General features: G+C 68.3%; 22 protein-coding genes. 11 read left to right on the top strand and 11 right to left on the bottom strand.

Annotated features, from left to right (window positions below; all coding sequences use genetic code 11):
* The first annotated feature begins 14 nt into the window (after window positions 1-14).
* Window positions 15-1,010, top strand: coding sequence for a hypothetical protein (locus EV678_RS02880; protein ID WP_130458450.1), 996 nt, complete (start codon window positions 15-17; stop codon window positions 1,008-1,010).
* A 25-nt stretch (window positions 1,011-1,035) separates the two neighbouring features.
* On the opposite strand, the gene EV678_RS02875 is transcribed toward EV678_RS02880, so the two are convergent.
* From EV678_RS02875 to ispD, 8 genes are all read right to left on the bottom strand, one after another.
* Window positions 1,036-1,752, bottom strand: coding sequence for a Crp/Fnr family transcriptional regulator (locus EV678_RS02875; RefSeq protein ID WP_130458449.1), 717 nt, complete (start codon window positions 1,750-1,752; stop codon window positions 1,036-1,038).
* Between the two features lie 112 nt (window positions 1,753-1,864).
* On the bottom strand, window positions 1,865-2,707 hold the full coding sequence (locus EV678_RS02870) for an HDOD domain-containing protein (protein ID WP_130458448.1): 843 nt from the start codon (window positions 2,705-2,707) through the stop codon (window positions 1,865-1,867).
* The gene (locus EV678_RS02865) at window positions 2,704-3,021 is read right to left on the bottom strand and encodes a hypothetical protein (protein ID WP_014237449.1); all 318 of its coding nucleotides are present in this window, start codon (window positions 3,019-3,021) and stop codon (window positions 2,704-2,706) included. The genes EV678_RS02870 and EV678_RS02865 overlap by 4 nt, the downstream gene beginning before the upstream one ends.
* Window positions 3,022-3,040: 19 nt before the next feature.
* On the bottom strand, window positions 3,041-6,001 hold the full coding sequence (locus EV678_RS02860) for an EAL domain-containing protein (protein ID WP_130458447.1): 2,961 nt from the start codon (window positions 5,999-6,001) through the stop codon (window positions 3,041-3,043).
* Between the two features lie 3 nt (window positions 6,002-6,004).
* Entirely contained in the window at window positions 6,005-7,228 is a 1,224-nt protein-coding gene (locus EV678_RS02855; RefSeq protein WP_130458446.1) for an HD-GYP domain-containing protein, read from the bottom strand.
* On the bottom strand, window positions 7,225-7,764 hold the full coding sequence (gene thpR / locus EV678_RS02850) for an RNA 2',3'-cyclic phosphodiesterase (RefSeq protein WP_235832397.1): 540 nt from the start codon (window positions 7,762-7,764) through the stop codon (window positions 7,225-7,227). The genes EV678_RS02855 and thpR overlap by 4 nt, the downstream gene beginning before the upstream one ends.
* Window positions 7,765-7,802: 38 nt before the next feature.
* The gene (gene ispF, locus EV678_RS02845; RefSeq protein WP_014237445.1) at window positions 7,803-8,291 is read right to left on the bottom strand and encodes a 2-C-methyl-D-erythritol 2,4-cyclodiphosphate synthase; all 489 of its coding nucleotides are present in this window, start codon (window positions 8,289-8,291) and stop codon (window positions 7,803-7,805) included.
* The gene (gene ispD / locus EV678_RS02840) at window positions 8,288-9,004 is read right to left on the bottom strand and encodes a 2-C-methyl-D-erythritol 4-phosphate cytidylyltransferase (protein ID WP_130458444.1); all 717 of its coding nucleotides are present in this window, start codon (window positions 9,002-9,004) and stop codon (window positions 8,288-8,290) included. The genes ispF and ispD overlap by 4 nt, the downstream gene beginning before the upstream one ends.
* A 101-nt stretch (window positions 9,005-9,105) precedes the next feature.
* On the opposite strand from ispD, the gene EV678_RS02835 reads away from it, so the two are divergent.
* The 6 genes from EV678_RS02835 (at window position 9,106) to EV678_RS02810 (ending at window position 17,742) form a co-directional block, all read left to right on the top strand.
* Window positions 9,106-10,377, top strand: coding sequence for an MgtC/SapB family protein (locus tag EV678_RS02835; RefSeq protein WP_014237443.1), 1,272 nt, complete (start codon window positions 9,106-9,108; stop codon window positions 10,375-10,377).
* Window positions 10,378-10,400: 23 nt separating this feature from the next.
* On the top strand, window positions 10,401-11,207 hold the full coding sequence (gene amrB, locus EV678_RS02830; protein WP_130458443.1) for an AmmeMemoRadiSam system protein B: 807 nt from the start codon (window positions 10,401-10,403) through the stop codon (window positions 11,205-11,207).
* On the top strand, window positions 11,194-11,799 hold the full coding sequence (amrA, locus tag EV678_RS02825) for an AmmeMemoRadiSam system protein A (protein WP_130458442.1): 606 nt from the start codon (window positions 11,194-11,196) through the stop codon (window positions 11,797-11,799). Before amrB ends, amrA begins: the two co-directional genes overlap by 14 nt.
* A complete protein-coding gene (gene amrS / locus EV678_RS02820; protein ID WP_130458441.1) occupies window positions 11,796-12,896 on the top strand; it encodes an AmmeMemoRadiSam system radical SAM enzyme in 1,101 nt (366 codons plus the stop codon). The genes amrA and amrS overlap by 4 nt, the downstream gene beginning before the upstream one ends.
* Window positions 12,897-13,133: 237 nt before the next feature.
* Window positions 13,134-16,604 carry a transcription-repair coupling factor gene (gene mfd / locus EV678_RS02815; protein WP_412784069.1) on the top strand — a complete coding sequence of 1,157 codons (3,471 nt, stop codon included), beginning with the start codon at window positions 13,134-13,136 and terminating at the stop codon, window positions 16,602-16,604.
* A 49-nt stretch (window positions 16,605-16,653) separates the two neighbouring features.
* On the top strand, window positions 16,654-17,742 hold the full coding sequence (locus EV678_RS02810; protein ID WP_014237438.1) for a patatin-like phospholipase family protein: 1,089 nt from the start codon (window positions 16,654-16,656) through the stop codon (window positions 17,740-17,742).
* On the opposite strand, the gene EV678_RS02805 is transcribed toward EV678_RS02810, so the two are convergent.
* Window positions 17,699-18,889: an ABC transporter substrate-binding protein gene (locus EV678_RS02805; RefSeq protein WP_235832396.1), complete on the bottom strand. Its 1,191-nt coding sequence runs from the start codon at window positions 18,887-18,889 to the stop codon at window positions 17,699-17,701. The genes EV678_RS02810 and EV678_RS02805 overlap by 44 nt on opposite strands.
* 171 nt (window positions 18,890-19,060) lie before the next feature.
* Here EV678_RS02805 and EV678_RS02800 point away from each other — a divergent pair, with 171 nt between their 5' ends.
* From EV678_RS02800 to serB, 4 genes are all read left to right on the top strand, one after another.
* Window positions 19,061-21,637 carry a PAS domain-containing hybrid sensor histidine kinase/response regulator gene (locus tag EV678_RS02800; RefSeq protein ID WP_130458439.1) on the top strand — a complete coding sequence of 859 codons (2,577 nt, stop codon included), beginning with the start codon at window positions 19,061-19,063 and terminating at the stop codon, window positions 21,635-21,637.
* A gap of 140 nt (window positions 21,638-21,777) precedes the next feature.
* The gene (locus EV678_RS02795; RefSeq protein ID WP_130458438.1) at window positions 21,778-22,854 is read left to right on the top strand and encodes a 3-deoxy-7-phosphoheptulonate synthase; all 1,077 of its coding nucleotides are present in this window, start codon (window positions 21,778-21,780) and stop codon (window positions 22,852-22,854) included.
* Between the two features lie 19 nt (window positions 22,855-22,873).
* The gene (locus EV678_RS02790; protein WP_130458437.1) at window positions 22,874-23,416 is read left to right on the top strand and encodes a gamma carbonic anhydrase family protein; all 543 of its coding nucleotides are present in this window, start codon (window positions 22,874-22,876) and stop codon (window positions 23,414-23,416) included.
* 27 nt (window positions 23,417-23,443) lie between these two features.
* Window positions 23,444-24,286: a phosphoserine phosphatase SerB gene (serB, locus tag EV678_RS02785; protein WP_130458436.1), complete on the top strand. Its 843-nt coding sequence runs from the start codon at window positions 23,444-23,446 to the stop codon at window positions 24,284-24,286.
* A 78-nt stretch (window positions 24,287-24,364) separates the two neighbouring features.
* Here serB and EV678_RS02780 read toward each other — a convergent pair whose 3' ends face one another.
* Entirely contained in the window at window positions 24,365-24,718 is a 354-nt protein-coding gene (locus tag EV678_RS02780; protein WP_235832395.1) for a hypothetical protein, read from the bottom strand.
* Window positions 24,719-24,758: 40 nt separating this feature from the next.
* Window positions 24,759-24,953, bottom strand: a complete 195-nt coding sequence (gene iscX / locus EV678_RS02775) for a Fe-S cluster assembly protein IscX (RefSeq protein WP_014237431.1) — start codon at window positions 24,951-24,953, stop codon at window positions 24,759-24,761.
* Window positions 24,954-24,958: the final 5 nt, after the last annotated feature.

The raw sequence follows: 24,958 nt of genomic DNA, 5'->3' as shown, positions 1-24,958 counted from the left end.
AGGAGCTTGCCCCGATGTACAACGACGAGGATCTGGCGGCCGCCGTGCGCGACGGCGTGCTCAGCCAGGAGGCGGTGGATGCCTTCCAGGCCTATATGGTGCAGGGCCGGCCCCTGCCGGTGGTGGATGAGGAGCACTTCCGCCTGGTCAGCGGCTTCAACGACATTTTCGTGGTCATCGCCTGCCTGCTGCTCCTGGCCGCCCTCGGCTGGCTCGGCAGCCGCGTCCATGACGGCGCCGGCCCCCTGCTGGTGGCCGCCACGGCCTGGGGTCTGGCCGAGTTCTTCACCCGCCAGCGGCGCCTGGCCCTGCCCTCCATCGTGCTTCTGCTGGCTTTCGTCGGCGGCCTGGTGGGTATGACCGTGGCCGTGCTGCGGCCCCTGGACAGCGTTTCCCTGCCCCTGGCGGGGCTCCTCGGCGGCCTCGGCGCCTGGCTGCACTGGCGGCGTTTCCGCGTGCCCATCACCGTCGCCGCCGGCGCCGCCGCGGTGGCCGGCACCCTGCTGGCCATGCTCTTCCTCAGATCAACGCTGGCCCGGGAATGGTATGCCCCCATCACCTTCGTCGCCGGCACGGCGGTGTTCGCCCTGGCCATGGCCTGGGACACGGCCGATCCGCAGCGCAAGACCCGCCGCGCCGACGTGGCCTTCTGGCTGCACCTGCTGGCGGCGCCCCTGCTGGTCCATCCCATTTTCACGTCGCTGCAGATGTTCTCCCGGGAGGCCACCCTGGTTCAGGCCGCCGCGGCGCTTCTCATCTACGCCCTGCTGGGACTGCTGTCCCTGGCCATCGACCGGCGCGCCCTGATGGTGTCGGCCCTGGCCTATCTGCTCTACGCTTTCACCGCCCTGCTGAAGAACCTGGGCATGGTCAGCCTCAGCTTCGCCTTCACCGCCCTCTGCATCGGCGCCGCCCTGCTCCTGCTCTCGGCCTTCTGGCACACCTGCCGCAGCCGCGTCGTCAGCGTCCTGCCAGCCCCCTGGCAAGAGCGTCTGCCGCCGCTGCACTGAGGGCGGCCTGAGTGGCGGCTGCGGCTTACAGATCGCAGCCGTGGGGGCAGACGTAGCCCGCCAGCTGCTCCACGTCCTTCACCTGCAGGCGGTTGCCCTCCTGGGTGATGAGGCCCCGTTCGGTCAGGTCCCGCAGGGCCCGGGAGAGATGGGTCTGGCTGATGCTGAGGCGGGAGGCCAGGTTCTTCTTCGGCACCGGGATGGCCAGGCTGAGGGAATCCTTGAGGGTCAGGCGGGAGGTCTCGAAGCCGCAGATCAGGTAGCAGGCCAGGCGCTGCACGGCAGTCTTGGAATAGAAGGTGACCACGTCGGCGTAGAGCAGGCAGATGCGCTCGGACACCAGTTCCAGGAAGCGCTGGGCGAAAGGCCAGGATTCGTCCATCCAGGCCAGCACCTCGGCCGGGGGAATGCGCAGCATCACTGTCGACGTCAGGCTGCGGGCCCAGTAGTTGATGGCTTTCTGGTCGCTGACGGTCTCTTCCGCCAGGGTTTCCCCCGACTTGATGAAGTGCAGCACCTTCTCTTCCCCTTCGGCGTTGCAGAAGAAGATTTCGACGGAACCGTGCACCAGGATGTAGAGCCCCGGGGAGCGGGTGCCCCGCTCCAGGAAGCAGCAGTCCTCCGGCACCTGCAGCCGGTTCTCGGGACGGTTCAGGATATCGTTGAAGCGCTCGCTCTCCTCCAGTCCGGCAAAGAGGCGGGAGGACTTGAGCAGGGCGATTTCATGGGGAGTGAAGGACACAGGGGAGTCCAGACCGACGGTGGGTGACTCCCCTAAGCTACGCCGCCCCCGGCGGCGAATCCTTGATTTTGGCTAAACCCGGGGGCATAAGCGCCCCGGGTGCGGCGGCCCTTCAGATGTTGAGGGCGGTGCACACATCCTCGAACTGGTCTTCCACCGTCGCCAGCATCTGCTTGAAACGGCCCCAGTCGATGCCGAGCCGGTTCCAGGCCACGGCGGAGAGGGGCGGCACCAGTTCATCCTCCCGGGGACACAGGTCCAGGGCATGGGCCATGACGTCGGCCACATGGACGACGCCGGCGAGGGAATCGGCGGTGGCCTCCTCCGGGGCGTGGTGATGGGCCACCGCCGCCTGGATGGAAGGGGCAAAGTGCCAGCGTTCGGCCAGGGCCTGGCCCACCTGGGCATGGTCCAGGCCCAGCACGTCCCGTTCGGCGGTGAGGAGGAAGCAGTCGTGCTTCTTCTGGTAGGCCAGGGCCTCCCGGTACTCGTCGGGGAAACAGGTGACCAGCACCAGGCGGCCGATATCGTGCAGCAGGCCGGCGGTGAAGGCACCGTCCTCGGAGACGCCGGCCTCCGCCGCCAGGGTGCGGGCGCACAGGGCCACACCGACGCAGTGCTGCCAGAACAGGCGCTGGTCGAACCAGCTGTGGCGGGACTGGGCAAAGGCGCCGGTGACGGCGGCGGCGGCCACCAGGGAGCGGATCTGGCGCAGGCCCAGGATCACGGTGGCGTCCTGGATGCTGGCCACCTTGCTCTGCAGGCCGTAGAAGGGGGAATTGGCCACCTTCAGGGCCTTGGCCGCCAGGGCCTGGTCCAGGGCGATCTTGTTGGCCAGCTCGTCCGCATTGACGTCGTCCTTGTCGGCCGACTGCAGCAGTTCGATCACCACCGCCGGCAGGGACGGCAGCTGACGCACCGCCTCCACCACCTGTTGCGCTTGCAGGGTCTTCATTGGGGGCGCTCCTGGCGGTATTCCAGCATCAGGCGCAGCAACTCCTGGGAGGCCGGGTCGCCGGCCTGGCGGAACAGGTGCTGCAGGCGCAGCCGGGAAGCCTCCCGGCGGGCCATGAGGGCGCCCTCGTCCACCGGCGCCTCGATGCGGATGGTCAGGGTTTCGATGCCGCGCCGGGCCAGGGAGCGCAGGCTGGACTCGGCCAGTTCGGAGCCCCTGGGCAGCAGGACCTGACCGGCGGCATCCCGCAGGTCGTCCCCCAGCAGCATGCCCGGCTGGGCTTCCTCCAGGGGTATTTGTTTGATGGTGCTCATTGTTTCTTTTCCATGGGTGCTACAGGGGCAACAGCAACAGCAGGTGTCCCCGGGTCTTGGCATCGTTGCCGAAAGGCTGGCACAGGGCGCGGCAACGGCCGCCCTGGTTCAAGGTGATTTCCCGGCTGCCGCCGCCCGCCTGCAGCAGCGCCAGCAGCTCCGGCGGCAGCAGGTCGGCGCTCTCGTTGCCGATCAGACCGCAGGCCGGCCACAACCGTTCCGCCGCCGCATTGGCGTAGGCCACCATGCCGCTGGCGTCCACCCCCAGCACCGCCGCCGGCAGCTCCTGCAGCACCTCGTGGGCGATACCGGTGGCCTGCTGGGGCCGTATTTCCTGACGGGCGTGGCTGGCCAGGAGGGACTCCAGCTCCTGGCCGAGGCGGGACAGCTCCAGGCCGGCGCTGTGGACCTCCTGGGTCAGGCGCTGGTTCTCCAGCAGCAGACTGTGCTGGCGCAGGGCTTCGAGGACGCCGGCGACCAGCACTTCCGTGCCCACGTCCCGGGACAAGAGATGGCCCGCCAGATGGGTCGGCAGTTCGGCGGCGGCCGCCGCCATGTTGTCGGCGGAGGACAGCAGCAGGAAGCCGGCCTCCGGCTGCAACTGGCCCGCCCGTTCGAGGAAGGCCTGGCCGGCGCTGTCGGTGAGCCCGGCATCGGCGACGATGGCGTCCACCCGCTGGCAGGCCAGGGCCGCCAGCCCCTCTTCGCCGCCGCCGGCCAGCAGCACCCGCAGGTTGGCCTCCTCCAGGGCCCGGCCGAGGGTCAGACGCAGGGCCGGCGCCGTCAGCACCAGCAGGACCGTCGGCACCTGCGCCCCCCGGGCCCGCAGGCGGCCCGGCAGCACCCGCCCCTTGTCGAGCAGGGCCAGGGCCTCCGGCGCCGGCACCGGACGGCTGAAGTAGTAACCCTGCATCTCGTCGCAGTGGTTGGCCACCAGCAGGGCGATCTGGCCCTCGGTCTCCACCCCTTCGGCCACCACCTTGAGGCGCAGGTTGTGGGCCATGGTGATGACGGCCCGGGTGATGGAGGCATCCCCCGGATCGGCGGTGATGTCCTGGACGAAGGCCCGGTCCACCTTGACCGTGTCCAGGGGCAGGCGCTTCAGATAGGCCAGGCTGGAATAGCCGGTGCCGAAATCGTCCACCGACAGCTGCACGCCCATGGCCTTGAGCCGGTTGAGCAACGCGATGTTGTCCTCGACGTGGCTCATCAGCAGGCTCTCGGTCAGTTCCAGCTCCAGGGCCTGGGGCGGCAGGCCGGAATCCTCCAGGGCCTGGCGCACGTCCTGCACCAGGGCCTCGGACTGCAGCTGGCGGGCCGACAGGTTCACCGCCACCGTCAGCTGCCCGTGACCGGCCAGGTGCCATGCCGCCGCCTGCTGACAGGCCTGCTGCAGCACCCAGGTGCCGACGGGCACGATGAGCCCGGTTTCTTCCAGCAGAGGAATGAATTCCATGGGCGAGACCAGGCCCCGCACCGGATGCTGCCAGCGCAGCAGGGCCTCGAAGCCGGTGATGCCGCCGTGGCTGCAGCTGACCTTGGGCTGGAAGTGGAGGATGAATTCCTGGCGCTGCACCGCCCGCCGCAGGTCCGTCTCCAGTTGCAGCTGTTCCTTGACCCGGGCGTTCATGGCGGCGGTGAAGAACTGGAAGTTGTTGCGTCCCAGCTCCTTGGCCCGGTACATGGCCGTGTCGGCGTTGCGGATGAGCTTTTCCAGGTCGTCGCAATCGTCCGGGTAGAGGGTGATGCCGATGGAGGCGGAGACGAACAGCTCCTGCCCTTCCAGGGTGATGGGCTGGGCCAGGGTGTCCACCAGGCGGCGGGCCACCACGGTGACGTCGTACTCCCGCTCCGGGTCCGGCACCAGCACGGCGAACTCGTCACCGCCCAGGCGCCCCACCGTGTCGCTGGCCCGCAGGCAGCCGCCGATGCGGGCGGCCACCTGCTGCAACAGGGCGTCGCCGGCCAGGTGGCCCAGGGTGTCGTTGACCACCTTGAAACGGTCCAGGTCGATGAACATCACCGCCAGCCGGCCGCCCTGGCGCTGCACCATGGCCAGGGCGGCCTTCAGGCGCTCGCGGAAGAGCAGGCGGTTGGGGAGGCCGGTGAGGCTGTCGAAGTGGGCCAGATGGGTCAGGCGCTGCTGGGCTTCCACCGTCTCGGTGACGTTGAGGTGCATCACCACCGCGCCCCGGTTGCCCCGGGCCTCCAGGGGCGTCACCAGAACGCGGAACCAGCGCTTCTCGGTGGGCGAATGACAGGCATAGACCAGGGAAAACTCGTGCTGCAGACCGTCGATCACGGCACGGATGCCGACGGCGATGTCCTGGGCCTCTTCCGCCGATTCGCCCCAGGACCTCTCGCAGACCCGGATGTAGTTGCAGCCCACGCCGGCGCTGCTCGGATCATGGCTGTTCTCGGCGGCGAAACGGCTCCAGGGCTCGTTCACCGCGACGATGATGCCCTCGGCGTCGAGGATCGCGATATGGGCCGGCAGGGCGTCCAGCACGCCCTTCTGCACCGCCTCGCTGGCCCGCAGGGCTTCCCGCTGCAGCACCAGGTCGGTGATGTCGGTGCCGACACCGCCGACGCTGTGGGCATTGCCCTGCTCGTCCTTCATGTCGAAGCTGCGGATGTGCAGCCAGCGCTCGCCGCCGTTGGGATGGACGATGCGCACCACCTCGTTGACCCCGCCCCGGGGATTGCGCCGCACCGCCTCCCGCATGCGGTCCAGGTCGTCCGGGTGGATGAAGCGCAGCCAGTCGAAGCGGTTGCGGTAGAGGTCTTCCACCGAGCCGCCCCAGTGGGTGGCGTAGGCCGGATTGGCATAGACCACGCGGCGGGCGGCGATGTCGATCAGCCAGAAGCTTTCCGGGATGTTGTCCGCCAGCTGGACGAAGCGGTTCTCGCCCTGCCGCAGGCGGGTCAGCACATTCTCGATGCCGCGGGTTTCGCGGGGAGCGGGCGGTGGCTTGGGCATGCTTCAGGAAAGGAAACGATTGACGTCGATGCCCCACTTCAGGGGGGATTCATGGGTGACGATGCGGTCGCCGCCGCCATGGCCGAAGGGGCGGGAGAGGTCCACATCCTGGGGCGGCAGGTAGTACTGGCGCTTGGCGTCGTAAATGACCCGCACCAGGGGCTGCAGCAGGTTCTTTTCCCGCTGTTCCACCACCACGCCGAGACGCTCGCTCTCCAGGCGCACCAGGGTGCCCACCGGGTAGATGCCGATGCTCTTGACGAAGATCTGGAACAGGGCCGGATCAAAGTGGTACTTGCTCCAGTCGAAAAGCTTGCGCATGGCTTCCCCCGGATTGACGCCCCGATGATAAACCCGGTCGGTGGTGATGGCGTCATACACATCGACGATGGCCGCCATGCGTCCCACCTGGGAAATCTCCTCGCCCTTGAGGCCCCGGGGATAGCCGCTGCCGTCGAAACGCTCGTGGTGGTGCTCCATGATGTCGAAGGCCAGCTGGGGAATGCCCGCCGTCTGGTGCAGGATGTCGGAACCCTGGACCACGTGGGATTTCACGTGCAGGTATTCCTCGTCGGTCAGCTTGCCCGGCTTGGCCAGAATCTCGGCATGGATGCGCACATAGCCGATGTCGTGCAGCAGGCCGCCCAGGGCCACCTGGTGGATGGTCGCCAGGTCCATCTCCATGGCCTTGGCGAAGGCCGCCAGCATGGCGCAGACGCCCACCGAGTGCTGGTAGGTGTAGTCGTCCCGCTGCTGCAGGCGGCGCAGGGTGAACATGGCGTTGCTGTTGCGGATGACGGAGTTGGTGATCTTCTCCACCGCCAGCTTCACCGATTCCATCTCGATCTGGCGCCCCAGGCGGGCGTTGTCCATGACGCTGCGCACCAGGCGGGCCCCCTCATTGAAGGCCCCCTTGGCCTTGGCCAGCTCCTCCGCCAGGCTGGTGCGGGGCGGCGGCGCCTTGTTTTCCGGCGCCTCGGCCATCCTTTCCAGATCCTGCTGGCTGCTCCGTGCCGCCTCCTGGGCCGTGGGCACGTCGTCCACATCCAGCCCCTTGGCGGTGTCGATGAACACCTCCCGGATGCCGGCACGGCGGATTTTCAGCACCTGCTCCTGGTCTTCCAGCAGCAGGCTGTTGCGCAGGAAGGGATGATCCATCCAGCCCGCATTGACGTCGCTGACATACATGCCGACCCGGATCTGGGCCACGGGAATCTTCTTGATCATGCCGAGCCCTCCACCGGCCAGCGGGCCAGGGTCTCGTAGGCGGCACCGCCGGCATGGCGGCGGGAGCGCAGCAGGGCGAAATCCGTGGCGCGCCAGTACAGGGGCAAGGCCTCCTCCCGGCAGGGCGGCGCCACGGGGGCGCGGCGCACCAGGGTCACGTGGGGCACGAAAGGACGGGATTCCAGGGCAAAGCCCCGCTCGCCCACAGCCGCCGCCAGGGCGTCAGCGAGGCCGTGCAAGGCAGCGACAGGAGTGCGGCAGCCGATCCAGGCGAGGTGGTTGTGCTGCCAGTAGCCAAAATGATCCAGGGAAAACTCCAGGGGGAATACGTGGTGCATGACTTGTTGCCGGGCCACCAGGTGGCCGGCTTCCTGCAGGGCCGGCAGGGTTTCGAGGGGAACGTCGCCGAGAAAGGCCAGGGTCAGGTGCAGGGTCTCCCGGGCCATGGCGCGGCCGCCCACGGCCGCCGCCTGGGCTTCGGCCAGGGCCGCCAGGCGCTCAGCCAGGGCCGCCTCGGGCCAGAGGGCGAAAAACACCCGGGCCCGTTCTGGGGACGCTGTCTGACCGGACAAAGTCACTCCCGTTCAATGAGGACGGCGGCCTGGGCTTCCATGCCCTCCTCCCGGCCGGCAAAACCGAGCCGTTCGCAGGTCTTGGCCTTGACGTTGACCCGCTCGGCGGCCAGGCCCAGATCGGCGGCGATATTGGCCACCATGGCCGGAATGTGGGCCGCCAGCTTGGGCCGCTGGGCCACCACCGTGGCGTCCACATTGACCACGCGCCAGCCCGCCTGCTGCAGCAGGCTGAGGGTGTGGCGCAGCAGCACCCGGCTGTCGGCCCCCTTCCAGCGCGGATCGGAATCGGGGAAATGGCGGCCGATGTCGCCCAGGGCCGCCGCGCCGAGCAGGGCGTCGGTAATGGCGTGCAGCAGGGCGTCGGCATCGGAATGGCCGAGCAGCCCCAGTTCGTGGGGAATGGTGACGCCGCCCAGGATCAGGGCCCGTCCCGGCACCAGGGCATGCACATCCCAGCCCTGGCCGACGCGAATTTCCTTGTGACTCATGCCAATGCTCCGAGGGCGGCCCGGGGGCCGAGGCGGCTGCGCAGGATGGCCTCCGCCAGGGACAGGTCCGCCGGATAGGTAACCTTGAGATTGCTGGCGTCGCCCTTCACCAGCCGGGGCTTGAGGCCCAAGGCCTCGATGGCGCCGGCCTCGTCGGTGACGTCCGGGTTGGCCGCCAGGGCCCGGCACAGGGTGCCGTAGCGGAACATCTGGGGCGTCTGGGCCTGCCACAGGCCGTCCCGGGGCACGGTGGCCGCGGCCCGCTGCTGTACATCGGCCCGCTTCAGGGTGTCGGCCACGGGCACCGCCAGGATGCCGCCCACCGGATCGTCCGCCAGTTCCGCCACCAGGGCGTCGATCATGGCGGCAGCCAGGCAGGGCCGGGCCGCATCGTGCACCAGCACCCAGTCGTCCTCGGCGGCCGCCATCTGGGCTGCCCTGAGGCCGCTGGCCACGCTCTGGGCCCGGGTGGCGCCGCCGTGGAAAACGGTTTCCAGCTTGGGCCCGAGGGCGCTCCAGTCGTATTCCCGCCACCACTCGTCTCCCGGCGACAGCACCACCCATACCCGGTCGATGGCCGGATGGCGGCACAGGGCCGCCAGGGTGTGGTGGATGAGGGGTTGTCCCGCCAGGGGAAGATACTGTTTGGGAGTGTCGCTGCCGAAGCGGGAACCGCTGCCGGCAGCGGGAACGATTGCGTAGTGTCGGGCCATGCATTAATTTTAACAGGAGGGGCCTCGTCATAACCGGCCGGCCGGGGGACTTTTCCGCCATTTTTGCCCCCCATCAAAAACCAGGCGAAATAAGAAAAACCATGGAAAACAACTTCCTCACCGAAACCGGGCTGGAATTCGCCCAAGCCTTTCTCCTCAGTCTGGGGGTGGGCCTGCTCATGGGCCTGGAGCGGGAACGGCACTCCTCCTCCCGGGCCGGCCTGCGCACCTTCGCCCTGACCGCCCTGCTCGGCACCATCGCCGGCCTGCTGGGGGAAAAGAGTGGTTCCGAGTGGGTGCTGGCCGCCGGCCTCCTGATGGTGGGCCTGATGATGGTGGCCGCCTACCATTCCCGCCCCGACGCCCAGGACCCGGGCACCACCTCGGTGGTGGCCCTGCTCCTGGCCTACACCTTCGGCGCCATGATCTGGTACCAGGAGCAGACCCTGGCGGTGATGCTGGCCATCCTCACCACCGTGCTGCTCTACTTCAAGACCGAGCTGCACCTGCTGAGCGAGAAGCTGACGCGCAAGGACCTCATCTCCATGCTGCAGTTCGGCGTCCTCTCCCTGGTCATCCTGCCCATCCTGCCGGACCAGGGCTTCGGCCCCTACCTGGCCCTCAACCCCTACCAGGTGTGGTGGATGGTGGTGCTCATCTCCGGCATGAGCCTGGCCGGCTATGCCGCCCTGCGCCTCTTCGGCCAACAGCACGGCGCGCCCCTGATCGGCCTCATGGGCGGCCTCGCCTCCTCCACCGCCATCACCCTGGTGTATTCCCGCCACGTCAAGGCCACGCCCAACCTGCTGCGCCTGTCCATGGTGGTGATCCTCACCGCCAACGTGGTGGTGCTGGTGCGTCTCTCCCTCCTGGCCGCCATGCTGCAACCCGAGCTGCTGCCGCAACTGCTGCCGGCCCTGGGCGGCGGCCTGCTGCTGGGCCTGGTGGTGATCGGCTGGCTGTGGCGCATCCTCGGCGACCAGAGCGGCCAGCCGGAAACGCCCCTCAACCTGCACAACCCGGCGGAAATCCGCACCGCCCTCACCTTCGGCTGCATCTACGCCGTGGTGCTGCTGCTGGCCGCCTGGCTCTCCGATGTGGCCGGTTCCGAGGGCCTCTACGCCATTTCCCTGATTTCCGGCTTCACCGACGTGGATGCCATCGCCCTGTCCTCCCTGCGCCTGTTCGGCATGGGCAAGCTGCCCATGCATGAGGCGGTGAACTCCATCGTCATCGCCTTCCTCGCCAACCTGGTGTTCAAGCTGGGCATCGTCTTCTCCGTCGCCGGCCCCAGCCTGGGACGCCGCATCGGCCTGGGCTTCCTGGCCCTGGCCGCGGGCACCATCGGCGGCTGGATATTCATGCACCTGTAGCGTCACCTTCCGGGGAGCGAGCCATGCCCAGCCTTCGTCCCGCCGCCGTCGCCGGCCTCTTCTACCCGGCCGACCCCGCCCAGTTGGGCGCCGACATCGACGCCTACCTGGCCCAGGCCCGGCCGCCCGCTGCCGCAGGGCCGATCAAGGCCCTCATCGTGCCCCACGCCGGCTACGTCTATTCCGCCCCCATCGCGGCGACCGCCTATGCCGCCCTGGCGCCCCAGGCCGGGCGCATCCACCGCGTCATCCTGCTGGGTCCCACCCACCGGGTGGCGGTCCGGGGACTGGCCGTGCCCACCGTGGACAGTTTCACCACGCCCCTGGGCCCGCTGCCCATCGACGCCGAGGCCCGGCAGCGCATCGCCGACCTGCCCCAGGTGGTGGCCGACGACGGGGCCCACGCCCTGGAGCATTCCCTGGAAGTGCAACTGCCTTTCCTGCAACGCCTGCTGGGGCCCTTCACCCTGCTGCCCCTGGCCGTGGGCGCCGCCTCCGGCGAGGCCGTGGCCCAGGTACTGGAGCGTCTGTGGGGCGGCGATGAAACCCTGATCCTGGTCAGTTCCGACCTTTCCCACTACCAGTCCTACGCCGAGGCCGAGCGCCTGGACCAGGCCACCTGCGCCCGCATTGCCGCCGCCCGGGCCGACTTGGCGCCTCAGGAAGCCTGCGGCGCCATTCCCATCAACGGCCTGCTGCTGGCGGCAGCCCGCCACGGCCTGCGGCCCCGCCTCCTGGACCGGCGCAATTCCGGCGACACCGCCGGCGACCGGGAGCGGGTGGTGGGCTACGCCGCCTTTGCCCTGGAGCCGGACCATGCCCCCCACTGAAGCCCTCGCCGAAGCTCCCCCCGACGCCGCCCTGGGCCGCCTGCTGCTGGCCCTGGCCCGCCACGCCATAGCCCGGGAGCTGGGCCTGGCCGACCCGCCGCCCAATCTGGGAACGCCACCGCCCCGGGCCCTGGAAAAGCCCGCCGCCACCTTCGTCACCCTGACCCGGAACGGCCGCCTGCGGGGCTGCATCGGCACCCTGGAAGCCCGCCGCCCCCTGGGCGAGGACGTGGCCGCCAATGCCCGGGCCGCCGCCTTCCGCGATCCCCGCTTCGCCCCGGTGAGCGTCGAGGAATGGCCTCTGCTGGACCTGGAAGTGTCCCTGCTGCAGACGCCCCGGCCCCTGGCCGCCGCCAGCGAGGCCGACGCCCTGGCGGCCCTGGTGCCCGGCGAGGACGGCCTGATCCTGCGCCACGGCGCCCACTGCGCCACCTTTCTGCCCCAGGTCTGGGAAGCCCTGCCCGAGCCGTCACGCTTTCTCGCCGAACTCAAGGCCAAGGCCGGCCTGCCCCGGGATTTCTGGTCGCCCCAGGTGGAACTGGCCACCTACCGGGTGCGCAAGTGGCACCAGAACAGAGGAGAACGGCCATGAATCCCGACCACACCCCCGCCGTGGCCGAGAGCGCCCACCCGGGCCGCTGGTGGCATGCCCTGGAAGACGGCCGCCTGCAATGCGACCTCTGTCCCCGGGACTGCCGTCTGCACGAAGGCCAGCGCGGCGCCTGCTTCGTGCGCCAGGCCCGGGACGGGGCCATGATCCTCACCACCTACGGCCGCTCCTCCGGCTTCTGCCTGGACCCGGTGGAAAAGAAGCCCCTCAACCACTTCCACCCGGGCACCCCCATCCTTTCCTTCGGCACCGCCGGCTGCAACCTGGCCTGCAAGTTCTGCCAGAACTGGGACATCTCCAAGTCCCGGGACATGGACCGGCTGATGGACGCCGCCAGCCCGGCCGCCATCGCCGCCGCTGCCCGCCGTCTGGAGGTCCCGGCCGTGGCCTTCACCTACAACGACCCGGTGATCTTCGCCGAATACGCCATGGACACGGCCCTGGCCTGCCGCGAGGCCGGCATCCGCAGCGTCGCCGTCACCGCCGGCTACATCCACGCCGAACCGCGGAAGGAGTTCTTCGCCCTGATGGACGCCGCCAACGTGGACCTCAAGGCCTTCACCGAGGACTTCTACGCCAAGCTGTGCGGCGGCCACCTGCAGCCGGTGCTCGACACCCTGGCCCACATCCACCACCTCACCGACTGCTGGCTGGAAATCACCACCCTGCTCATTCCCGGCCACAACGACAGCGACCGGGAAATCGCCCAGCTGGCCGGCTGGATCGAACGGGAACTGGGGCCCGAAGTGCCCCTGCACTTCAGCGCCTACCACCCGGACTGGAAGTTCCTCGAGGCGCCGGAGACGCCGCCGGCCACCCTCAGCCGGGCCCGCCGCATCGCCCGGGATGCCGGCCTGCACTTCGTCTACACCGGCAACGTGCACGACACCGAGGGCGGCACCACCGACTGCCCCCGCTGCCACGCGCCCCTGATCGTGCGCGACTGGTACACCCTCAAGCAATATCGCCTCACCGCCAGCGGCGCCTGCCCCGACTGCGGCCACCAGCTGGCCGGCCGCTTCGGCCCGGGGCCCGGCGACTTCGGCGCCCGCCGCCAGCCGGTGCGGCTCGGCACCTGACGAGCGGGAACATCGAAAAGCGGCATGGCCTGCAGGCCAGGAGGGACGGGCATCTTCGGCATGGCCCGGCCACAAGCCGCACCCCGCAAGGCGCGGCGGCCATGCACCTGAGGCAATCATCCCCGGCGGCGCTGCGGCGCCAGCCCGGCCCCGGCGTCGGCAAACGGCAGCGCCCCGGCCGAGCCATCGCCCCTGGGCTATAATCCTGCCTCCCCCGCCTGCCTGATTTACCTCCTCGTGTCCGCCTCCACCTCGCCCGCCCTGCCCGAACTGCCTCCCGAAATTTCCCGCGCCCTGGCCCAGCTGCCGCGCAGCGGCGAACGCCTGCACCTGCCGCCCCTGGCCGGTTCCGCCGACGCCCTGGCCCTGGCCCGGCTCGGCAGCCAGGCCCGCAGCCAGAAGCGCCTGCTGGCCGTGCTCACCGCCAGCCCGGCGGACGCCCAGCGCCTGCTGGAGGAAATCCCCTGGTTCGCGCCGGACCTGAAGGTGCGCCTGCTGCCGGACTGGGAAACACTGCCCTACGACAATTTCTCGCCCCACCACGACCTGGTCTCCGAACGCCTGGCCACCCTCTACGCCGTCAGCCGGGGCGAGTGCGAAGTGCTGCTGGTGCCAGCCACCACCGCCGTCTACCGCCTGACCCCGCCCAGCTACCTGGCGGCCTACACCTTTTTCCTGAAAAAGGGCGAGAAGCTGGACGCCGAGCAGTTCCGCAGCCAGCTCACCCTGGCCGGCTACACCCACGTCACCCAGGTGGTGTCGCCGGGGGAATACTCCATCCGCGGCGGTCTGGTGGACCTGTTCCCCATGGGCTCGGCCCTGCCCTACCGCATCGACCTCTTCGACGAAGAGATCGAGACCCTGCGCACCTTCGATGCCGACACCCAGCGCAGCCTCTACCCGGTGCCGGAAATCCGCCTGCTGCCGGCCCGGGAATTCCCCCTGGACGACGGCGGCCGCACCCGCTTCCGCCAGCGCTTCCGCGAAGTCTTCGAAGGCGATCCGGCCAAGTCCGGCATCTACAAGGACGTCTCCAACGGCGTCCCTTCCGCCGGCATCGAATACTGGCTGCCCCTCTTCTTCGAGGAAACCGCCACCCTCTTCGACTACCTGCCCAAGGACGCCGTGCTCTGCCAGCACCGGGACGTGGCGCTTGCCCTGCAGGACTTCTGGCGCGACACCCAGTCCCGCTACAACATGCTGGCCGGCGACAAGGCCCGGCCCCTGCTGCCCCCGGCCGAGCTGTTCCTCTCCGAGGAGCAGTTCTTCGTCGCCGCCAAGGACTACGCCAAGCTGATCCTGGGCACCCCGGCGGAAGGCACGCCGCCCCTGGCCACCGCCGTCCCCGCCGTGGCGGTGGAACGGCGGGCCGAGGACCCGCTGACCGCCCTCAAGCAGTTCATCGCCGGCCGCCAGGGCCGCCGCACCCTGCTCCTGGCCGAATCCGCCGGCCGCCGCGAAACCCTGCAGCAACTGCTGCTGGAACACGGCCTCAAGCCCGCCGCCAGCGCCGACTTTGCCGCCTTCCTCGGCGGCGACGCGACCCTGGCCCTGGGCGTGGCCCCCCTGCAAAGCGGCTTCTGCCTCGACGGCCTGGCCATCATCACCGAGACCGAGCTGTACGCCGGCAGCCCCAACCGCCGCAGCCGCCAGAACGCCCAGCGCCGGGCCTCCATGGACAACTGGCTGCGGGACCTGACCGAGCTCAAGGTGGGCGACCCGGTGGTGCACGAATCCCACGGCATCGGTCGCTACATGGGCCTGCTGCACCTGGACCTGGGCGAAGGCGACACCGAATTCCTGGAGCTGCACTACGCCAACGAGGCCAAGCTGTACGTGCCTGTCTCCCAGCTCCACGTCATCTCCCGCTACTCCGGCAACGAGCCCGATGCGGCGCCCCTGCACAGCCTGGGCTCGGGCCAGTGGGAAAAGGCCAAGAAGAAGGCCGCCGAACAGGCCCGGGACACCGCCGCCGAACTGCTGGCCCTCTACGCCGCCCGGGCGGCGCGCCAGGGCCATGCCTTCGCCTTCACCGAGAACGACTACGAGGCCTTCGCCGACGGCTTCGGCTTCGAGGAGACGGAAGACCAGGCCACCGCCATCGCCGCGGTGATCGAGGACATGAAGTCGGGCAAGCCCATGGACCGCCTGGTGTGCGGCGACGTGGGCTTCGGCAAGACCGAGGTGGCCCTGCGCGCCGCCTTCGTCGCCGTCGCCGGCGGCAAGCAGGTGGCGGTGCTGTGCCCCACCACCCTGCTCTGCGAACAGCACTACCAGACCTTCAAGGACCGCTTCGCCGACTGGCCGGTGCAGATCGCCGAACTGTCCCGCTTCAAGACCGCCAAGGAAACCGCCCAGGCCATGAAGGACCTGGAGGCGGGCAAGATCGACATCGTCATCGGCACCCACAAGCTGCTCTCCAAGGAGATGAAGTTCGACCGCCTGGGCCTGGTCATGATCGACGAGGAACACCGCTTCGGCGTGCGCCAGAAGGAAGCCCTGAAGGCCCTGCGGGCCGAGGTGGACGTGCTGACCCTGACCGCCACCCCCATCCCCCGCACCCTGGCCATGAGCCTGGAAGGCCTGCGGGACTTCTCGGTGATCGCCACGGCGCCCCAGAAGCGGCTGGCCATCAAGACCTTCGTCGCCAAGTTCTCCGACGGCATCATCCGCGAGGCGGTGCTGCGGGAACTGAAGCGGGGCGGCCAGGTGTACTTCCTGCACAACGAGGTGGACACCATCGACAACATGCGGGAGAAGCTCCAGTCCCTGGTGCCCGAGGCCCGCATCGTGGTCGGCCACGGCCAGATGAACGAGCGGGAGCTGGAGCGGGTGATGCGGGACTTCACCCAGCAGCGGGCCAACCTGCTGCTATGCACCACCATCATCGAGACCGGCATCGACAATCCCCACGCCAACACCATCCTCATCAACCGGGCCGAAAAATTCGGCCTGGCCCAGCTGCACCAGCTGCGGGGACGGGTCGGCCGCTCCCACCACCAGGCCTACTCCTACCTCCTGGTGCAGGATGAAAAGGCCCTGACCAAGCAGGCCAAGCAGCGCCTGGAGGCCATCCAGCACATGGAAGAGCTGGGGGCCGGCTTCTACCTGGCCATGCACGACCTGGAAATCCGCGGCGCCGGCGAGGTACTGGGGGAAAACCAGTCCGGCGAAATGCAGGAAGTGGGCTTCAACCTGTACACCGAGATGCTCAACCGGGCGGTGGCCGCCCTCAAGCAGGGCAGGGAGCCGGACCTGACCCAGCCCCTGGGCGTCACCACGGAAATCAACCTGCACGCCCCGGCCCTGCTGCCCGACGCCTACGCCCCCGACGTGCACGAGCGCCTGACCCTCTACAAGCGCCTCTCCAACTGCGAGACGGAGGAGGACATCAATGCCCTGCAGGAAGAGCTGATCGACCGCTTCGGCGAACTGCCGCCCCAGGGCCAGTGCCTGCTGGCCACCCACCGCCTGCGCCTGCTGGCCAGGCCCCTGGGCATCGTCAAGCTGGACGCCACTGCCAGCCAGCTGACCGTGCAGTTCTGCCCCAATCCGCCCATCGAGCCCATCCGCATCATCGAACTGATTCAGAAAAACCGTCACTTCAAGCTGGCCGGGCAGGATAAACTGGCAGTCGTTCGTCATATGCCGACCCTCAAGGAACGGGTCGATGCAGTGAAGGATCTGTTCCGGCAACTGGGCGCCTGACCACCCCGGGCCTGCGTTGCCGGAAAACCCAATTCCGGAGGACAACGCAATGGCAAAGACTGCACTGATCATCGGGGGCGGCGCCCCCAACGCCACCCTCATGGCCGGCGCCCTGGTGGCCTTCGAGGAGGCCGGCGTCGAATTCGACGTGGTTTCCACCGCCGGGGCCGGCGCCCTCATCGGCCTGCTCTACCTGGCGCCCCAGGGCGGCGATTCCCTGAAGGCCCTGCGCAGCACCGTGGACATGGGCATCGCCGACGCCCTCTACCAGCGCTATCCGGTCAATTTCAAGGTATTCCAGAAATCCGGCTCCATCGCCGAGGCCTACCGGGCCCTGCTGCAGGCCAATCCCCTGGTCCAGGCCATGGAGCAGCAGCTGGGCGGCCACGAGGCGACGCGGCTGCAGGCCGATCTGATCAAGCTGATGTTCGCCGTGGCCTGCCCCACCGACCTCAATGCCGACAGCCTGGGTCTCTGCGCGCCGGTGCCCTTCCTCGAGCAGGTGGTGGATTTTTCCGCCCTGCAGCAGCGCCACGAGCGTTTCTACGTGAACGCCTACAACATCAACGACCGGCGCATGCAGAATTTCAGCAGCGCCAAGGGACAGATCAGCGGCGACGCCCTGCGCGCCGCCCTGGCCTTCCCCTTCCTCTACCCGCCGCACCAGATGGTGGACCCGGAGGACGGCCAGCCCAAGTACTACTACGAAGGCGCCGCCCACGACTGCCTCAACTACGAGGCCCTGGTCAGCCACGAACCGGAGGTGAAGGACATCGTGGTCTTCGACGTGCTGGGTGCCGAGAAGCTGATGCGCACGCCGCGGGACCTCTACGACGCCTGGCTGCTCTCCATCATCGTGCCCCTGGTGGAAATCGCCCGGGACGACACCAAGATCTTCGAAGCCAAGTACAACCGGGACGGCAAGTGGAACCTGCTCAAGGTGCCCTTCGACATCCCGGCGGACAAATGGGAAACCTCCCTGGACTGGTCCCGTTCCAACCTGGAGACCCTGTTCCAGGTGGGCTACGACTCCGGTCGCCAGTTCCTCGCCGGGGCCGGCAGCCACCTGCCCCGCCGCGGCCAGGCCGCCAAACCTAGCGCGCCAGCAAAGGGCAAGCGCTCGCCGAAAGGGGGCTGAAGGCCTGTTCCCCGGGGATGGTGCGCAACACTCGCAGGTAGTCCCAGGGTTCCCGGATGTCCCCGGGCTTCTTCACTTCCAGCAGGTAGATGTCGTGCACCATGCGCCCGTCTTCCCGCAGGCGGGCGTTGCGCACGATGGGGTCGCGGATGGGGATTTCCCGCATCCTGGCCACCACCGTGGTGCCCTTGTCGCTGTCGCTGGCGGCCGCGGCCTTGAAGTAGTGGATGAGGGAGGAATAGACGCCGGCCTGCAGGTCGCTGGGCATGGCGCCGGTGCGCTCGAAGAAGCGCTGGGACCAGGCCCGGGCCTCCGGGTCCTGGTTCCAGTAGAAGGAATGGGAAAGCTTGAGGCCCTGGGCCAGCTGGGGCTTCATCACATGGACGTCGTTGAGGGCGGTGGCCACCGCCGCCAGTACCGTCTTGCCCTTGCTCACCCGCAGCAGGTCGAAACTCTGCCGCACCGCCCGAATCATGTCCTGGCCCGCATCCACCAGGGCGATCACCTGGGCCCCGGACTCGGCCGCCTGGCGCAGCTTGACGAACAGCTGCCGCTCCCCCAGGCCGTGGTAGGTGCGCCCCAGCACCTGGCCGCCGTTGGCCTCGATCACCGCCGCCAGCTCTTTTTCCGTATTGCGGCCGAAGGCATTGTCCAGGGTGATGAAATACCAGGTCCTGGCGCCGCTCCGGGTCAGTTCCCGGCCCAGGGCGGTGGTGTAGGCCTGGCTGTCGTACATCCAGTGCACCCCGGTGGCGGCACAGCGGCTGCCGGTGATTTCCGTGCTCATGACGCCGTTGTAGAAGACCACCGCCCCCTTGGGCCGGTTGATTTCCTGCACCGCCAGGGCGATGGGGGAACTGGCCACGTCGGCGATGACGTCCACCCCCTCCTCGAACAGCCAGCGCTTGGCCACTGCCGAGCCCTGGGCGACGCTGTTGCCGTGGTCGGCGAAGAAGAGGCGGATGGGTTTGCCGTTAATCTTGCCGCCCACATCCTCGATGGCCATGCGCGCCGCCGCCACGGAACCGCTGCCGGTGATGTGGGCATAGGTCGATTGCATATCCACGAGCAGGCCGACGCGGATTTCCCCGTCGGAAAAATCGGCCCGGGCGGCCAGGCTGAAAATTGCCAGAGACAAGGCCAGCATTGCCTTTCCGGCCCACGACCGGAGACCGGCGGGGCGGTCGGCGGCAATCTGCAAAGACCGGGGAGCGGGGAACAGCTTGTCCATTGGCGGCTTCTCAGTGGAAAATGCCAAACATCATAAAAGCGACAAGCGGCGGTCACAACCGCTGATTTCCATTCGGGGACCCGATCCGTGCCGCCACGACCCAGAGCCTCCCAGCGACTCCCCTTCGTCATCTACGGCTTTGCCATCCTGGCGGGACTCATCCTGGTGCTCGGCTTCGCCCGTTTCAACACCCTGCACGAAGTCTTCCTCGACGCCAATTTCGACAGCGTCCACGGCGCCCGCACCCTGCTCAAGGCGCGCTACTTCATCGGCCAAAGCCAGGAGCTGCTGGAGCGGGCCGCCGATTCCCCCGATGCGCGGCGCAAGCACGTGGCCGCCGCCTGGGAAGCCCTGGCCCTGGCCGAGAACTACAGCGCCGAAGGCCGGGACAGCAATCCGGAAATGCGCGCCCGGCTCTCCGAGCGCATCCGCAACCTGAAGCTGAAGACCAACCAGTACCTGGAAGGCAGCGGTACGCCCGCCGCCGACCTGCCCCATCTGGTGCAGGAGTCCCGCCTCCTGGCCGACGACCTGGAAGCGGCGGAACTGGACCGCTGGGGCATGCTCTCTTCCATGAACGCGGCCCTGGCCGAGCGCATGGAGCAGATGCGCCTGTTCATCGCCGCCATCGTGGTCGGCTTCATCGCCCTCATGTCCATGCTTGGCTGGGCCCTGACCCGGGCCAGCCGGGCCGAGAGCGCCCTGCTGCGGGCCAAGGAGGAAGTGGAGGCGATCCAGCAGACCACCCTGGACGCCTCGGCCATCGGCATCGCCTACCTGGACACCAGCAACCACGAAGACCGGCACGTGGTCCTGGCCAACCGGCAGATGGCCGCCATGTTCGGCTACGGCTCCCAGGAGGTGATCGGCCTGCGGGCCGAGGAGCTGTACCCGAGCCGGGAAAGCTTCGTCAGCGCCACCCAGGACATCATGCCCATACTGGAACAGGGCCAGGTGATGCGCCAGGAGCTAATCATGCGGCGGCGCAACGGCGAGTGCTTCTGGTGCGCCGTGTCGGGCAAGGCCATCAATCCGGACGACCTCAGCCGCGGCGTGGTGTGGACCTTCGAGGACGTCACCGAACGCAAGGCGGCGGAAAGCGAACTGCGCCACGCCCGGGAAAAGGCGGAGGCGGCAAACCGGGCCAAGAGCGAATTCCTGGCCAACATGAGCCACGAAATCCGCACCCCCTTCACCGGCATCCTGGGGGTGCTGGACCTGCTCCTGCACACGCCCCTCAACGAAAAGCAGGAGCGCTACATCCGCCTGGCCTACGGCAGCACCAAGCAGCTGCTGGCCATCCTCAACGACATCCTGGACATTTCCAAGATCGAGGCCGGCAAGCTGGTAATCCATCCGGAGGAGGTGGACCTGGTGCTGCTGCTGGGCGAACTGACCGAGGTCCAGGCCGCCGCCGCCGCCCAGAAGGGGCTGGAGTTCCGCTATCACATCAAGGGCATCATCCCGCCCAAGATCCATGGCGATCCGGTACGCCTGCGCCAGATCATGGCCAACCTGCTCAACAACGCCATCAAGTTCACCAACAGCGGCTGGGTCGAGCTGGACATTGAATGCACCCGCATCGCCCCCGGCCGCCAGCACCTGCGGGTCGAGGTGCGGGACTCGGGCATCGGCGTGCCGCCGGAACTGCAGGAAACCATCTTCGACAAATTCACCCAGGCCGATTCATCCACCACCCGCCTCTTCGGCGGCACCGGCCTGGGCCTGACCATCTGCAAGCAGCTGGTGGAACTGATGCACGGCAGCATCGGCGTCAGCAGCAACAGCGGCGAAGGCAGCTGCTTCTGGTTCGACATCGAACTACCGGAGAGCGACCCCACGGTGAGCCCGGTACCCGTGCTGCCGGCGGGCAGCCCCATCACCGCCCTGCCCCGGGACACCCGCATCCTGCTGGTGGACGACACCGAGGCCAACCGGGAAGTGCTGGCCGAATACCTGGCCCAGGCCCACTGCCAGGTGCGCCAGGCGGCCAACGGCCTGGAGGCGGTGACCCTGGCGGAAAGCTGGCAGCCGGACGCCATCCTCATGGACTGCCAGATGGCCGGCATGGACGGCTACGAGGCCACCCGCCAGATCCGCATCCAGGAAGGCCAGCGGCGGCGCACCCCGATCATCGCCCTGACCGCCTTCGTCATGCGCGGCGACCGGGAAAAATGCCTGGCCGCCGGCATGGACGACTACCTGCCCAAGCCGGTGGACGCCCAGACCCTCATCGCCACCATCGGCAAATGGCTGGAGGGCCGCGAGACGAATCCGGCGCGAACGCCCCGCTTCAGCGGCCGCATCCTGCTGGTGGACGACAACCCGGAAATCCGGGAGGCCAGCACCTGCCTGCTGGAAGCCCTGGGCTGCCAGGTACAGAGCGCGTCTTCCGGCGAAGAGGCCCTGCAACTGGGCCCCGAAGCCGACTTCGACCTGGTGCTGATGGACTGCCGCATGCCCGGGCTCGACGGCTGCGCCACCACCCGGGCCTGGCGGACCCGGGAACGGGGCACGCCGACGGCCATCATCGCCCTCACCGCCGGCGACCCGGACGAGAGCCGGGCCCAGTGCCGGGAGGCGGGCATGAACGACTTCCTCGCCAAGCCCTTCTCGGAGCAGGAACTGGTCACCCTGCTGCGCCGCTGGCTGGCTCCGCAATAAGCACCGGCTATCGCGGCATTAGGGTGCGCAAGGGACGGCGGAAGGGTTAAACTCCCATCCTCGGCTTGGCGGCGTCCGTTCCGGTGGGCGCCGGCTCCTCCCGATTGCAACCGGAACCAGCAGTGCTGCCCATAACGACCATGACCACCCCCGACATCGACAACATCAATATCGCCGCCTTCGACCCCATGCCGACCCCGGCGGCAATGCTGGCCAGCCAGCCCCTCTCCGAGAAGGCCGCCGCCGTGGTGCGCCAGGGCCGGCAGGACCTGAAGAACATTCTGGACCGCAAGGACCACCGCCTCTTCGTGGTGGTGGGCCCCTGCTCCATCCACGACCCCGTCGCCGGCCTGGACTACGCCCGCCGCCTCAAGGCCCTGGCCGACGAGGTCTCCGACACCCTGCTGCTGGTGATGCGCGTCTACTTCGAGAAGCCCCGCACCACCGTTGGCTGGAAGGGCTATATCAACGACCCCTTCATGGACGACTCCTTCCGCGTGGACGTGGGCATGGCCAAGGCCCGGGAGTTCCTCCTGCAGGTCAATGAAATCGGCCTGCCCGCCGGCACCGAGGCCCTGGACCCGAATTCGCCCCAGTACTACGGCGACCTCATTTCCTGGACCGCCATCGGCGCCCGCACCACCGAATCCCAGACCCACCGGGAAATGTCTTCCGGCCTGTCCACCCCGGTGGGCTTCAAGAACGGCACCGACGGCAACACCGAAATCGCCATCAACGCCATTCTCTCCGCCTCCAAGCCCCACAGCTTCCTCGGTCTCAACGACCAGGGCCAGGTGGCCATCGTGCGCACCACCGGCAATGCCTACGGCCACATCGTGCTGCGCGGCGGCGGCGGCCGGCCCAACTACGACACGGTCTCCGTCTCCGTGGCCGAGCAGGCCATGGTCAAGGCCAAGCTGATCCCCAACGTGGTGGTGGACTGTTCCCACGCCAACAGCCTGAAGAAGCCCGAACTGCAGCCCCTGGTGATGTCCGACGTGGTGAACCAGATCCGTCTGGGCAACAAGTCCATGGTGGGGGTGATGATCGAATCCAACATCGAGGCCGGCAACCAGTCCATCCCCGCCGACCTGTCCCAGCTCAAGTACGGCTGCTCCGTCACCGACGGCTGCGTGGACTGGGCCACCACGGAAAAGATGATCCGCGACGCCGCCACCCTGCTGCGCGACGTGCTGCCGGAACGGCAGGCCGGCTAAGCCTTTCCCGGCCCTGCCCATGCTCCTCAGCCCCTACCTGGACACTTTCCCGTCCGTCGGCGAGTCCTGCTACCTTCACCCCTCGGCCCAGCTCATCGGCGACGTGCGGCTGGGGCGGGATTCGTCGGTGTGGTGCAACGCCGTCCTGCGGGGCGACGTGAACCGCATCGAGATCGGCGCCTGCAGCAACATCCAGGATTTCTCCATGGGCCATGTCTCCCACAAGAATGCCGCCAAGCCGGAGGGCTCGCCCCTGCTGATCGGCGACTACGTCACCGTGGGCCATGGCGCCATCCTGCACGGCTGCCGCATCGGCGACGAATGCCTGATCGGCATGGGTTCCATGGTCATGGACGATGCGGTGATCCAGCCCCGGGTCATGCTCGGCGCCGGCAGCCTGGTGTCCCCGGGCAAGACCCTGGAGAGCGGCTACCTCTACGTGGGCCGCCCGGCCGTCCGGGTGCGGCCCCTCACGCCTGACGAAATCGCCTACCTGCGCTATTCCGCCGAACACTACGTGCGGGTGAAAAACAATTACCTGTCGTCGCCCCAGACGACCTGAGTTCCACCCCGATCAACGCTCACCACCATGAACCTCATCATCCAGAACGGCGCCCTGCCGACCTTTCTCCTCGACCGCATTGCCGCCGCCACCCAGGCCGCTGCCGTGGAACCCCGGCCGCCCCGGGTGGTGTGCTTCCGCAACGCCAGCCGCACGACCGAATTCGACGCCCTGCTGCCCCTGATCGAAGCCGAAAAGCTGGACTGGGCCTTCGTCCCCGCCGACCGCACGCTGGCCGACTACGGCCTCATCTGCTTCGACATGGACTCGACCCTCATCACCATCGAGTGCATCGACGAACTGGCCGACTTCGCCGGCAAGAAGGCGGAAGTCTCCGCCGTCACCGAATCGGCCATGCGCGGCGAAATCGACTACCGGGAAAGCCTGCGCCGCCGCCTGGCCCTGCTGGCCGGGCTGGACGCCCGGGTCCTGGCCCGGGTCTATGGCGAACGCCTGCTGCTCTCCGAGGGCGCCCGGGAACTGCTGGAAGCGGCCCAGACGGCCGGCCTGCGCACCGCCATCCTCTCCGGCGGCTTCACCTATTTCACCGAACGCCTGCGCATCGAACTGGGCTTCGACTTCGCCACCTCCAACGAACTGGAAATCTCCGGCGGCAAGCTCACCGGCAAGGTGGTGGGCGATATCGTGGACGCCCAGGCCAAGGCCCACCACCTCAACCGGCTGCGGGACGAACTGGGCCTGGAACGGGAGCAGGTGATCGCCGTCGGCGACGGCGCCAACGACCTCTTGATGATGGCCGAAGCTGGCCTTTCCGTGGCCTTCCACGCCAAGCCGGCAACCCGGGCCAAGGCCTCGGTGGCCATCAGCCACGGCGGCCTGGACAGCCTGCTCAACCTGTTCGAAGCCTGAAGCGCCCCGGCTCCGACAGCAAAACAAAAGCCCCGCAGTGCGGGGCTTTGTCTTTGGGCGGAAAATGCTTTCCCGGGGCTACAAGCCGGCCAGGGATTCCTCCCGCTTGCGGCGCAGGCCTTCGGGCATGCGCAGGGTCTGGCGGTCCCAGCCCTCCAGGTCGAGCACCCGGTCCAGGCACTCTTCCAGTTCCGCATGGGCGGTGTTGGTGGAGGCGGCGATGAGCTGGTGCACCGGCCGCTCGCTGCTCGGCGCCTCCAGACAGTCCTGCTGGTAGCGATAGAGCCCGCGCAGGTCGCGGATGGCCGCCGCCACCTGGGCCGGACAGGCACACATGTAGATGGTTGCCTCGTCGATGATCCGTTCCAGTTGCTGGTCGCTGAAGCGCTGTTCCATGGTCGTGCCTTCCCTGTCCTGATTGCTTCGTTCCACCTCGGCTGCGGGCGGGGTCAATTCGCCCGCATCACCCGAATTACTCGGCCTCTTCGATCCAGGCGCCCTGGATGGCTTCCAGGATTTTCTCGCCGCAGTGCTTGGGATCGTCGTTGAATCCGGGCAGGGCCATGACCCAGTTCATCAGGTCCACGAAATTGATCTTGGTGGGGTCCACGTCCGGATGGGCGTCGGCGAGTTCGATGGCAATATCGTTGATGTCGGTCCATTTCATGGCGC

The organism is Azospira oryzae (assembly GCF_004217225.1).
In the GTDB taxonomy this organism is placed as follows: domain Bacteria; phylum Pseudomonadota; class Gammaproteobacteria; order Burkholderiales; family Rhodocyclaceae; genus Azospira; species Azospira oryzae.
Note: the sequence above shows the minus strand (reverse complement) of the source record. Positions and strands in the feature narration are given on the sequence as shown.

Excerpts from the sequence above, each read along its gene's own strand:
- EV678_RS02880 (WP_130458450.1), top strand. The coding sequence starts at position 15 with ATGTACAACGACGAGGATCTGGCGGCCGCCGTGCGCGACGGCGTGCTC.
- EV678_RS02870 (WP_130458448.1), bottom strand. The coding sequence starts at position 2,707 with ATGAAGACCCTGCAAGCGCAACAGGTGGTGGAGGCGGTGCGTCAGCTG.
- EV678_RS02865 (WP_014237449.1), bottom strand. The coding sequence starts at position 3,021 with ATGAGCACCATCAAACAAATACCCCTGGAGGAAGCCCAGCCGGGCATG.
- EV678_RS02860 (WP_130458447.1), bottom strand. The coding sequence starts at position 6,001 with ATGCCCAAGCCACCGCCCGCTCCCCGCGAAACCCGCGGCATCGAGAAT.
- EV678_RS02855 (WP_130458446.1), bottom strand. The coding sequence starts at position 7,228 with ATGATCAAGAAGATTCCCGTGGCCCAGATCCGGGTCGGCATGTATGTC.
- ispF (WP_014237445.1), bottom strand. The coding sequence starts at position 8,291 with ATGAGTCACAAGGAAATTCGCGTCGGCCAGGGCTGGGATGTGCATGCC.
- ispD (WP_130458444.1), bottom strand. The coding sequence starts at position 9,004 with ATGGCCCGACACTACGCAATCGTTCCCGCTGCCGGCAGCGGTTCCCGC.
- EV678_RS02835 (WP_014237443.1), top strand. The coding sequence starts at position 9,106 with ATGGAAAACAACTTCCTCACCGAAACCGGGCTGGAATTCGCCCAAGCC.
- amrB (WP_130458443.1), top strand. The coding sequence starts at position 10,401 with ATGCCCAGCCTTCGTCCCGCCGCCGTCGCCGGCCTCTTCTACCCGGCC.
- amrA (WP_130458442.1), top strand. The coding sequence starts at position 11,194 with ATGCCCCCCACTGAAGCCCTCGCCGAAGCTCCCCCCGACGCCGCCCTG.
- amrS (WP_130458441.1), top strand. The coding sequence starts at position 11,796 with ATGAATCCCGACCACACCCCCGCCGTGGCCGAGAGCGCCCACCCGGGC.
- EV678_RS02810 (WP_014237438.1), top strand. The coding sequence starts at position 16,654 with ATGGCAAAGACTGCACTGATCATCGGGGGCGGCGCCCCCAACGCCACC.
- EV678_RS02805 (WP_235832396.1), bottom strand. The coding sequence starts at position 18,889 with ATGCTGGCCTTGTCTCTGGCAATTTTCAGCCTGGCCGCCCGGGCCGAT.
- EV678_RS02795 (WP_130458438.1), top strand. The coding sequence starts at position 21,778 with ATGACCACCCCCGACATCGACAACATCAATATCGCCGCCTTCGACCCC.
- EV678_RS02790 (WP_130458437.1), top strand. The coding sequence starts at position 22,874 with ATGCTCCTCAGCCCCTACCTGGACACTTTCCCGTCCGTCGGCGAGTCC.
- serB (WP_130458436.1), top strand. The coding sequence starts at position 23,444 with ATGAACCTCATCATCCAGAACGGCGCCCTGCCGACCTTTCTCCTCGAC.
- iscX (WP_014237431.1), bottom strand. The coding sequence starts at position 24,953 with ATGAAATGGACCGACATCAACGATATTGCCATCGAACTCGCCGACGCC.